Genomic DNA, 11,116 nt, shown 5'->3' with positions numbered 1-11,116 from the left:
CCTTGTCTTTATTACAAAACTAATCTTCTCGTCTATTGAGTGCGCTAAAGTTGAGTCATTATACGTTCATACTTTATATCTTTAGCTAGTTTCTTTGAGAAAACACATGCGCCTTTTTTGTTTAAGTGTGAGGCATTGTAGAATAATTGCTTATTTAAACAAATACTATCATTTGAATAGTCTAAGAAAGTCAATTGATATTTTACAGCTAAATTTTTGTATATATCTATTACATCTTTTCTGTTCGATACATAATTTTGCCCATCAATATATTCTGGTGTGTAGACAAGGATTAAGTCAGTGTGATTAGCATCGCATTCCTGAATAAATAATTCAAACAATTCTATACTCTTATTGTCTAATTCGATTTCATAAGATACATTATTGGATTTAGCTTTTTCGAGGTCAGTATTCCATTCTCTGTCCATGCCCTTGAACCCGTTAGTTCTATAGTGAATATCTGATGTATTCATTACTGCATGCTTTATACTGGATTTCAGTGCCTCGAACTTTCCTGCATATCTGATTAATGGGATGTAATAGTCAGTTCCGTTATAACCTTTGTAAGATTTGGTGAAGTTTGCAATGTTGCTATTCCACAGCATATATGGAAGAAATTGATCCGGGTTATATAAGTCTTCTCTTTTTTGTAGGCTAAACACATCAACGGATAGTACAATAACTTTCGGGCTTTTATTGTGTTTCTCTAATTCTAGGTGTCTAAGATACTGTAACCAAAAGTTATGTCCATTTATTCCAAAATTATAGACGCTTTGATTTAAAGAATCGGCTATTATTTGAGGGTCAATATGAACCCAAGCTCTTGACGAACCGTATATTGCAATATCACAATTAACCTTGCTGCTGTATATATCACTCCAAACTTCAAATTCTCCACTAGCATCATTTGACTTACTTAGAAAATAGGAAATTCCATAATCAAGAGGGTAAGATATAACTACAAAGGGGAAAAAAAAGAAAAATGTTCTTACTAAGAATTTTTTCATAGATTTAGAACTGAAAATAAATAAATTGATGTTCTTTTCCAGCATACCAAAATATTGTGATGATAATTGCATAATAGAAAGCATACCTAAATAGCTTTCTCCATTTCAATCCCAAATTAGCAATTGCATATTGTTCTTCTCTGCCGAACCATTCAATCAATATAAACAAGATTATCAATAGAACAATGTAATAAGGCTGGATTGTTGGAATACTAAAAAGAGATTTTGAAAAAATACCTGAAATATATTGAAATGCATGTCCTATATTTTCTGCTCTGAAAAATATCCACCCAAAGACGGTTAACGTAAAAGTTACAACTATTTGAAAAAACTCCCTTACCGTAGGCAATAATTTTCCCTGTGCTACGTTTTCCATATTATTTCGGTTTGCTTTCATTATAATAGACGGTATAATGAATAAGGCATTTAGTGCTCCCCAAACGATAAAAGTCCAATTTGCTCCGTGCCAAAAACCACTCACGATAAAAATGACAAGTGTATTACGAATACGCATCCAATTTCCACCTTTGCTCCCGCCTAATGGAATATACAAATAATCTTTGAACCAAAAAGAAAGTGAAATATGCCAACGTCTCCAAAATTCTGCAATGTCTCTTGAAAAATATGGAAATGCAAAGTTTCGTAATAAATCTATTCCGAAAAGTCTTGCCGTTCCTAAAGCTATGTCTGAATAGCCAGAAAAATCTCCATAAATTTGAAAAGCAAAAAATATTGCCCCTAGAACCAATGTACTTCCAGAATGGTCAGCGGAATTGTTGAATATTTGATTAGCAAATTCTGCACAATTGTCGGCAATGACAACCTTCTTAAATAGCCCCCATAATATTTGTCGTAAGCCGTCAATAGCTTTTACGTAATCAAAAGTTCTTTGCCTTTTTATTTGAGGTAATAAATGTGTTGCCCTTTCAATTGGGCCTGCGACAAGCAGCGGAAAAAAACTCACAAAAACAGCATAATCCACAAAATTTCTTTCGGCTTTAATTCTACCTTGGTATATATCTATTACATAAGATAGCCCATGAAATGTATAGAATGAAATTCCTACTGGAAGAATAATATTTAATGTCCACGGATTTACTTGCAATCCGATTTGAGATAGAGCTTCGGAAAAAGATTCGACAAAAAAGTTATAGTATTTGAATACACCAAGAAAACCAAGATTAACGATTACACTTAGCCAAAACCAAAACCACTTTCCTTTTTTGCTTTTTGCCTCCTGCATCTTCAAGCCCGTAAAATAGTCTAATAGTGTCGAAAACACTAGCAGAAACAAGAAGCGCCAATCCCAACAAGAATAAAAGAAGTAACTTGCTACAAGCAATAAAGCATTTTGAAGTCGAAGATTTTTGCTTGTTACGAACCAATAAAGGACAAAAACTATTGGCAAAAATATTGCAAAGTCTATGGAGTTAAAAAGCATCTGTTTGTTTCGTCAAGTTTGTTTTGTTTTTAAACGCAAAACTCCATCTTATACCGAAACCCACCATTTTCCTCATCCTTGTAGGACTATACCTCCAAGTTGCCATCATAATTTAGCATATATTAAAGATTAAATAATTGACACTATAGTTACTGAAAAATCTCCAGAAGCATAAGAGCGAATAATTATATATTTAGATTATATTCACTGTAAAATTAAAGCTTTTTGAGAACTTCTGCAACGTTTTTTTGTCGTAAACGCTAATCAGGTTTACTTTTGGCAAGACGGTTTACAATAAACGACATACAAGTTTATAGAAAACAGTAACACTTTTACAACAAATGCCATACATAAATCGCAGCACAACTACGTAATCGTCGATACAACACCTGTGAGCATAGTGATATTGATCACATAAAAGTTAAAAAAAATGAATATTTTTGTATGTGATTAACCTATCGTCTATATGCAGCTGAAAGTTCTGTTTTTAGTATTTCATGGTTTTAGCGAGCATAACGGCATCAGCAAGAAAATCTGGGGACAAGTTAAAGGCTTCCAAGAATGTGGGACCGATGTCAGGTTATGTTATTATGAGGTATTAGCAAACGGTCATCGAGCATGGTTGATAGACGGGGATATACTTGTCGATTTCGGAAGAGGGTTAAAGGCACGCATCAAAAAAAGAATCGATTACTCGGAATTAACTGCTTATGCTGCCCGGGAAAAGTTTTCACTGATTTATATACGCTCGTACCATAACGCAAATCCCTTCACCATTCGACTGATAAAAAAGTTTCGTAATTCAGGAGCAAAAGTGGTCATGGAGATACCGACGTATCCCTACGACCAGGAATATATCCGTAAACGCGATAGCATAGTGCTGTGCATAGACCGACTTTTTCGTCGTCAGTTAGCAAAGAATTTGGATGCAATCGTCACATTTACGCAAGATAAGAAGGTATTTGGACAAGAGACCGTAAGAATCTCCAACGGAATAGATTTTGATGCCCTACCCTTGCGTGAGCCGCAACTGGGAAAACCCAATGAAATACACCTATTAGGAGTGGCAGAGGTCCATTATTGGCATGGTTACGACAGGCTTATCAAAGGAATGGACAACTATTACGGCTCCAACCCAGCCATAAAAGTGTATTTCCATATTGTCGGTCATTTGAGTGGCCCGCGCGAAGAAACAGAGATATATAGAGCTATAAAACAAGGAAACCTAGCCGATTACGTATTCTTGCATGGTGCCATGTGGGGAGAGGATCTCGATGATATCTTTAATCATTGTGATTTTGCGATAGGAAGCCTTGGCCGCCACCGTAGCGGTATCACCCATATAAAAACATTGAAGAATAGGGAATATGCTGCTCGCGGCATTTCTTTTATTTATTCAGAAATTGATGCTGATTTTGAAGGAAAGCCGTATATATTGGAGGCATCGGCAGATGACTCTCCTATTGATATTCAAAAAATTGTTACTTATTGTAAATCAGTGCAGTTGTCACCCCAAGAGATACGTCAGGATATCACGTCGTTGTCTTGGTCATGCCAAATGCAAAAAGTAATCGATTCATTAAACATTTAACTATGCGATTTTTTTTATTTAAAATTAAAGAAAGAATCAGATACAATGTAATCATTGAATGGTATAACTTTCTTTCCATTTTCGGAAAAAAGCAACGGGTTGTACCCCATATTGTCTCTATCGAAAAAACGATAGCATGGATAATGGAACGAAAAGCCTCTGTAAGCCGTTTTGGAGACGGCGAATTATTATTGATAGGTGGTGACCCTATTGGCTTTCAACAAAGCGACTCCAAACTGTCCAAGCGACTAATTGAGGTATTAGAAAGCGATCTACCTAATCATATCGTATGTCTTTCGGATGCTTTCATCCACCTAGATCGGTATAACCGTCGAGCACGACGGTTTTGGAATGCACATTTTTACTTATATGGTTATTTGTGGGACCGGCACCTACAGACTGCAAAAGTCTATGGAAATACATTTATGACCCGGCCTTATATGGATTACGCGGATAAGAGCCAAGCAAAACAATGGTTCAGATTACTCAAACAGCTTTGGCACGGACGCGATATTGTTTTTATAGAAGGTGAAAAGAGTCGTTTAGGGATTGGCAACGATTTGTTTGACAATGTAGCGAGTGTTCAGCGTATTTTGTGTCCATCTACAAGCGCTTTTAGTCAATACGATATGATTTTTGAAGAGGCGTCAAAACTGGGCAAAGAAAAGCTCATTCTGATTGCTTTAGGACCCACCGCGACCGTACTCGCTCACGATCTCTGTCTAGCAGGTTACCAAGCTATTGACGTGGGCCATATCGATATTGAGTACGAATGGTTTAAAATTGGAGCTAAACACAAAGTCAATATTAAATCTAAATATGTAAATGAAGTGGTAGGTGGCGATAGCGTTGTGACACTTGAGGAGGATATCTACCAAAGTCAGGTGATAAAAAAACTCACATAAGACCATGAAAATTTTATATTATCTTCCTTCATTGTATGCGCCCGGTGGATTAGAGCGAATCATCGTGTTTAAGGCAAATTATTTTGCCAAGCATCTCCCGAATTCTGAGGTTGTCGTGATGACATCAGAACAGAGAGCGCAACCAATTCACTTTCCTTTGTCAAATCGCGTCAAACACATCGATCTAGATGTTTGCATAGACTATCCTTTTGACCGATCGATCGTAACCAAAGTGCTACGTTTCCCGTTTCTTTATCTCAAATTCAAAAAAAGGTTTATCCAGGCATTACATGATGAGAAACCCGATATTGTTATTTCCACTATCAGACGAGAAATCAACTTTCTTCCTAGATTGAAAGATGGTAGTTATAAGTTAGCGGAATTTCATGTGACAAAAAAATTCTATAATCCTACACTCGGACGAGGAATCTATAGCTGGATAAACCAATTGAAGGATAAACTGATAATTGCAAAACTCCGAAAATTGGATGGAGTAGTGTTTCTTACGAAAGAAGAAAAGAGTTTTTGGCCCGAACTCCAAAACTTACATATTATCCCTAATCCTTTAGTCATCGATCCACAGCAATTTTCGAATTGTGAACAAAAGCAAGTAATCGCCGTGGGTCGCTATATGCCAGAAAAAGGATTTGACTTACTTATCGAGTCTTGGGCAAAAGTGGTAAAAAGACACTCGGATTGGACACTAAAAATTTACGGAGAAGGCATGCGAACACAGTTACAAAACCAGATTGATCGTTTAGGTATTGCGACCCAATGCAAGTTGGAACCCACCACGCGCAACATAGAACAGAAATATATGGAAAGTTCTATTTTCGTGTTATCTTCACGGCATGAGGGGTTTGGGCTTGTATTAGTCGAAGCAATGGCCTGTGGGTTACCCGTAGTTTCCTTTGATTGCCCCTCTGGACCGCGGGAAATTATTCAGGAAGGCGTCGACGGATTTTTAGTAGAGAGTGGAAATATAGAACAATTAGCAGAAAAGATATGTCTATTGATTGAGGACAAAGAGTTGCGGACGTCTATGGGTGCGAAAGCGCGTATAAACACAACAAGATTCACAATAGACAAAATTGCACTCCAATGGAAAGAACTTTTCGAAAGTTTAGTGAACAAATAACCAAAATGATACCGACAGGAAACATACATAAATTGTACAACCGCTATTTAATAGCATTCGACAAAGATTTCCATACCATTTCGGATTCTACGGTCAACCAAGTCCGAAAACAGCTGCAACCGTTTCATCATCCTGAACCGTTAGTAAGTATGGTTGTCATCGCCCACAACGAGGCTCCACGCATTCTGGCCTGTCTTTGGTCTTTGAGTGAACAGGTGACATCAGTTCCTATGGAATTAATTGTGGTTAACAATAATTCAACCGACATGACGGAAGATATATTAAAGACCCTTGACGTGGTTTACTATAATGAAACAAGAAAAGGCCCGGGATTTGCCCGCCAATGTGGGCTGGATCATGCTAAAGGCAAGTATATTATCTGTATTGACGCTGACACACTATACCCTTCCCACTACGTAACAACTCATCTTAAATCGTTACAGCGAACAGATGTTAGCTGTGCTTTTAGCTTATGGAGTTTTTTACCGGAACAGAAACAGTCAAAATTCTCTTTATTAATTTATGAAGCATTTCGAGATTTTTATCTTATGTTACAATACATCAGGCGACCAGAGTTATGTGTAAGAGGGATGGTGTTTTCCTTTAAAAGTGAATATGCTAAACAAATCGGCTTTCGGACGGACATCATCCGCGGCGAAGACGGCTCCTTAGCCTTAGCGCTAAAACAGCACGGTAAAATAGCCTTTATCCGGGATCGGCGTGCTCGAGCAATCACGGGACATGGAACACTTGGCGCAGACGGCTCCCTGTTTAACAGTTTTAAAATCCGGTTGCTAAAGGCTATAAAAAGTTTCCCAAGTCTTTTTAGCCGAACAACGAAGTACCGGGATGAAGAATCCAATCTAATCGACAAGACAAAATAGCCTGACATCATGTTAATAATTACATTTTGGGTATGTTTATTTATTGTCTTTTACACCTATATAGGATACGGTATCTTGATTTATATCTTAGCCAAATTAGCTCCCTATAAATTGATAGATGACATAGATTTACAAGAAGAGAAACTCCCTCTTATTTCCTTATTCATCACAGCTTACAATGAAGCGGATATCATCGACGAAAAGATGGCCAATTGCCTTTCATTAGCATATCCTTCAGATCGGTTACGTATTTTGTGGGTGATTGACGGTAGTACGGATCATAGCGACACATTATTACATCGTTATCCCGAGGTACAAGTTATTCATTCGCCAGAGCGTCGAGGCAAAACCGCGGCAATCAATCATGGAATGCAGTATGTAACCACACCATTTGTGATTTTTACGGATGCAAATTGTATGCTCAACGAAGACGCTCTTAAGCAAATCATACGGCAGTTTCAGGATTCCAGCATAGGTTGTGTGGCGGGAGAAAAAAGAATTGCTTTTGAAGATGAAGATACCATTTCATCCAAGGGAGAAGGTGTTTATTGGAAATATGAATCTTTTTTAAAAAAAATGGACTTCCAATATTATTCTACTGTTGGTGCTGCAGGAGAATTGTTTGCTATCCGGACATCCTTGTTTAAAAAGATGCCGGAAGACACCTTACTGGATGATTTTATGCTTTCTATGCGAATAGTGCAAAAAGGTTATCGGATAGCTTATACACCAAATGCCTACGCTGTAGAAAGAGGTTCGTTCGACATGCATGAAGAAGGTAAGCGAAAAAAAAGAATAGCTGCCGGTGGATGGCAATCCATGCAAAGACTTTTACCGTTGCTAAATATTTTTAAATATGGTCGGTTGAGCTTTCAATATGTGTCCCATCGTGTGCTCCGATGGAGTATAGCCCCTCTTGCCCTATTCATGCTGTGGCCACTATCGCTCGTTCTCGGAATCATGGATACATCACAAAACTATGTGTTCTTCGTCATTTTTGGACTGCAGAGCATATGTTATTTTTGTGCCTATATAGGTATGTTAAAAAAGTCTGATTCGAATGTATCCAGTTTTTTTTTCGTCCCCTATTATTTTATATTTATGAATGTAAACGCTTTAAAAGGCATTATCTATTTATTAACCAACCAACAGAAAGGTTCATGGGAAAAAACCAAACGTCGGTAACTTTTATGTGAAACATATGCAAAAAGGAATATTGCGCGATATACAGTTTGTGGAGAAAATTTTGCAGATGACCTGCGATACACTGATTGTACTCGACAACAATAATATCTGTCTAGATGCCCTTGTAAAAACCGACAATCCAGTATTAAATCCTCGGCTAGAACTTATTGGTAAAGATTTTTTAAGTTTGCTTCCTTACGAAACAGCGAAAATCATCGGCCAGGAATTGGAATTTTGTCGATTAACAGGACAAGAATCAAACAATAACTATGATTTACCAACAAGTGAGCAGATGTATTATTTCAAATTTATCATACAGAAGTTTGATGATGATCGTCTCCTTTGTCAATATCGTGATATTACGCGCCGGAGTAATATGAAACGTAGGTTGAAGGCTGCACTCACAACATTATTAGAGGTCGAGAAGGAAGCCCACATTGGCCATTGGACATACAATACCGCAACGCAACAAATGATGTATTCCGGCTTTTTAAATGTTAATCGGAAAGATGTACTGGATCCGGTGTTTTTACCTCTTGAAGAGTTCTTAGAAATTGTCCATCCCGACGACAAAAGAAAGGTATATAATTTCTTTTTCGTCGATAAGAATGAACGGCAGGTGGTCGAATATAGAATTTCTGTCCCAGGCAAAAAGATTAAGTATGTCGTCAGCACAAAATACAGCAGACATTTAGAAAATGATGAATGGCTTATCAGCGGATTTTCACAAAATGTAACGGATTTGATCCAAAATAGAATTGAGCTTGAAATGATACTTTCTGTCGTATTTAATGCCCCATACAGCATTCATGCCAATCATCTTGATGGAACCTTAGTGTTCGCCAATAAAGAATGTCGATTCCAAAACCATATCCCTCATAGTCAACGTATTTTTACATTACCCATATCCGACGTGCTGAAAAACTTTTCCTCGCAAGAGCAATGGGAAGAAATCATACACGAATTGAAGGACAGAAAAGGTTTTTATAAATATCGATGTGACTACGCCTATCCAGAGAGAAATATCTTTTCCTCCGAGTGCCGCTCTTTTCTAGTTAAGAATGGAACGGGCGATGAAATCGTATGGACAATTCGTCGAGATATTTCTGACCAATTGCGGTATGAAGAGCAATTGATGAAAGCCAAAGAGGCCGCCGAAGAATCGGAACAGCTTAAATCAGCTTTCATTTCCAATATGAGCCATGAAATCCGCACTCCTTTGAATGCTATTGTAGGGTTTAGCACGATAATCGCAAACACCGAAGATGCCGAACTCCGGCAAGAATATGGTCAGATTGTTAGTTCGAATAGCGATCAGCTTCTCCGTTTGGTGCAAGATGTTTTAGAAATGTCTCATTTAGAATCGGGAAAATTGCAATTTCATACGGAGTCTATATCGTTACATGGTATTTTGAGAGAACTAGAGAAAAGCTTCAATCAACCCATCGCAAGACCTAATCTTTATTTTCATCTACTCGAAGATGATAAACCGGTTTGTTTGGATCGTGGGCGTCTATTACAAGTGTTGACCAATCTCATTTCTAATGCCATTAAATTTACTCCCGACACAGGAGAAATCCATGTGGGATATACCATTTCTTCAGAATCATTAATATTATCGGTCACAGACACGGGTATTGGCATATCTCCAGATAAATTAGAAGATATTTTCACCAGATTCTGGAAGGCTAACAGTGTTGCCCAAGGCACGGGTCTGGGACTGGCAATAAGCAAGAGTATCATAGAACAGATGAATGGTCGTATCGTCGTGCAATCAGAAGAAGGCAAGGGTTCAATATTCAAAGTTTATATACCTTTAAGTGACGTGAAATAACCTTTTTCAGGATTTGATTTGATTTGATTATTTATTGTGAAGAATTTTCAGGTACGTAAAATTTTCTTTGGAGGACTACTAACTCTCTTAGGATTGATAACTTCTTGCTCTTTTTTAGCGTATTATATCTCGCCCATAGACTTTCTCCTTTTTCAATGGATAGGGTTGATACTTCCGTTTTTATTGATTTTCCATATTATTTTATTTTTTGTCGGTTTGGTTTTTCATAAATCATATGCGATTTTGTCGGTTGTCGTCCTTTTGGCAAATAGTCATTATTTTTCGGCTAAGTTTCGTTGGAATTATTCAAATACCGAAAAAGACACGCCAGCTCTAAGACTCATGACATATAATGTCCGACAGTTAAAGATGGATTACAATCTGCCCTCTGCAGAATTTATTTCAACGTTTATCCAAGAAGAAAATATCGATATCATCTGTCTGCAAGAAATCCCTGAAACACACAAAACACGGGATTTGAAGCAGTTATTCCCGACGATGCCTTATTGTATTTTGACGGATGTCAAGGACGGCAACCTACAATTAGCGATATTAAGTAAATATCCATTAAATTATGTGAAGACAGTATCCTTTGATGAACGTCCGAATAGTGGATTGGTCGCTAACGTGACTGTCGGCCAAGATACACTACGGCTATTCAATTATCACTTACAGACTACGGGATGGAATCATCTGAACAATAATAACGGTAAATCAACAACTTTAAATGCTTTCGATATCATGTCGGACAATATGATTTATCGAGGCCTGCAGGCAGAAAAAGCATATCGGGAAATTCAGGAGTCAGCATATCCTGTTATCGTTTGTGGCGATTTTAATACACCTATCGTTTCTTATACGTATCAAACGATAAAAGGTAAACTACGGGATGCTTTTTCAGAAGCAGGTCGAGGATATTCCTACAGTTATATTAATTTCCGAAAACTGTTCCGAATAGATCACGTATTTTACGATGACAAGACACTGCGTGCAACCGCGTACAATATAGGAGAAATTGATTATAGTGATCACGCACCTATACTCGTTGATTTCAAATTCTTAAAACAAATGTAACAATAAACATGTTTTTCCATTTACTACCATTTCTATTAACAAATAGCTGGTTACAAA

9 protein-coding genes are annotated in these 11,116 nt (G+C 37.5%); 7 read left to right on the top strand and 2 right to left on the bottom strand.

Annotation, left to right across the window (positions count from 1 at the left end; all coding sequences use genetic code 11):
* Window positions 1-44 precede the first annotated feature (44 nt).
* Both H8B06_RS08085 and H8B06_RS08080 read right to left on the bottom strand, forming a co-directional pair.
* Window positions 45-1,007 carry a hypothetical protein gene (locus H8B06_RS08085; protein WP_190993779.1) on the bottom strand — a complete coding sequence of 321 codons (963 nt, stop codon included), beginning with the start codon at window positions 1,005-1,007 and terminating at the stop codon, window positions 45-47.
* 4 nt (window positions 1,008-1,011) lie between these two features.
* A complete protein-coding gene (locus H8B06_RS08080; RefSeq protein ID WP_190993778.1) occupies window positions 1,012-2,448 on the bottom strand; it encodes an MBOAT family O-acyltransferase in 1,437 nt (478 codons plus the stop codon).
* Between the two features lie 466 nt (window positions 2,449-2,914).
* On the opposite strand from H8B06_RS08080, the gene H8B06_RS08075 reads away from it, so the two are divergent.
* The 7 genes from H8B06_RS08075 to H8B06_RS08045 all read left to right on the top strand — a co-directional run bounded on the left by H8B06_RS08075 (window position 2,915) and on the right by H8B06_RS08045 (window position 11,059).
* Entirely contained in the window at window positions 2,915-4,039 is a 1,125-nt protein-coding gene (locus H8B06_RS08075) for a glycosyltransferase family protein (protein WP_223857543.1), read from the top strand.
* On the top strand, window positions 4,000-4,944 hold the full coding sequence (locus tag H8B06_RS08070) for an SP_1767 family glycosyltransferase (protein WP_317170874.1): 945 nt from the start codon (window positions 4,000-4,002) through the stop codon (window positions 4,942-4,944). The genes H8B06_RS08075 and H8B06_RS08070 overlap by 40 nt, the downstream gene beginning before the upstream one ends.
* Before the next feature lie 4 nt (window positions 4,945-4,948).
* Window positions 4,949-6,082 (top strand): glycosyltransferase family 4 protein, encoded by a 1,134-nt coding sequence (locus tag H8B06_RS08065; protein ID WP_190993776.1) that lies wholly within the window; start codon window positions 4,949-4,951, stop codon window positions 6,080-6,082.
* Window positions 6,046-6,966, top strand: a complete 921-nt coding sequence (locus tag H8B06_RS08060; RefSeq protein WP_223857542.1) for a glycosyltransferase family 2 protein — start codon at window positions 6,046-6,048, stop codon at window positions 6,964-6,966. Before H8B06_RS08065 ends, H8B06_RS08060 begins: the two co-directional genes overlap by 37 nt.
* A 9-nt stretch (window positions 6,967-6,975) precedes the next feature.
* Window positions 6,976-8,151: a glycosyltransferase family 2 protein gene (locus H8B06_RS08055; protein WP_190993774.1), complete on the top strand. Its 1,176-nt coding sequence runs from the start codon at window positions 6,976-6,978 to the stop codon at window positions 8,149-8,151.
* 16 nt (window positions 8,152-8,167) lie between these two features.
* Entirely contained in the window at window positions 8,168-9,985 is a 1,818-nt protein-coding gene (locus H8B06_RS08050) for a PAS domain-containing sensor histidine kinase (protein ID WP_190993773.1), read from the top strand.
* 342 nt (window positions 9,986-10,327) lie between these two features.
* Window positions 10,328-11,059, top strand: a complete 732-nt coding sequence (locus tag H8B06_RS08045; RefSeq protein WP_190993772.1) for an endonuclease/exonuclease/phosphatase family protein — start codon at window positions 10,328-10,330, stop codon at window positions 11,057-11,059.
* The last annotated feature ends 57 nt before the right edge of the window (window positions 11,060-11,116 follow it).

Origin of the sequence: Sphingobacterium micropteri, assembly GCF_014692515.1 — a bacterium.
Lineage (GTDB): Bacteria > Bacteroidota > Bacteroidia > Sphingobacteriales > Sphingobacteriaceae > Sphingobacterium > Sphingobacterium micropteri.
The sequence above is the reverse complement of the archived record's forward strand: the minus strand, read 5'-3'. Positions and strand labels throughout refer to the sequence as shown.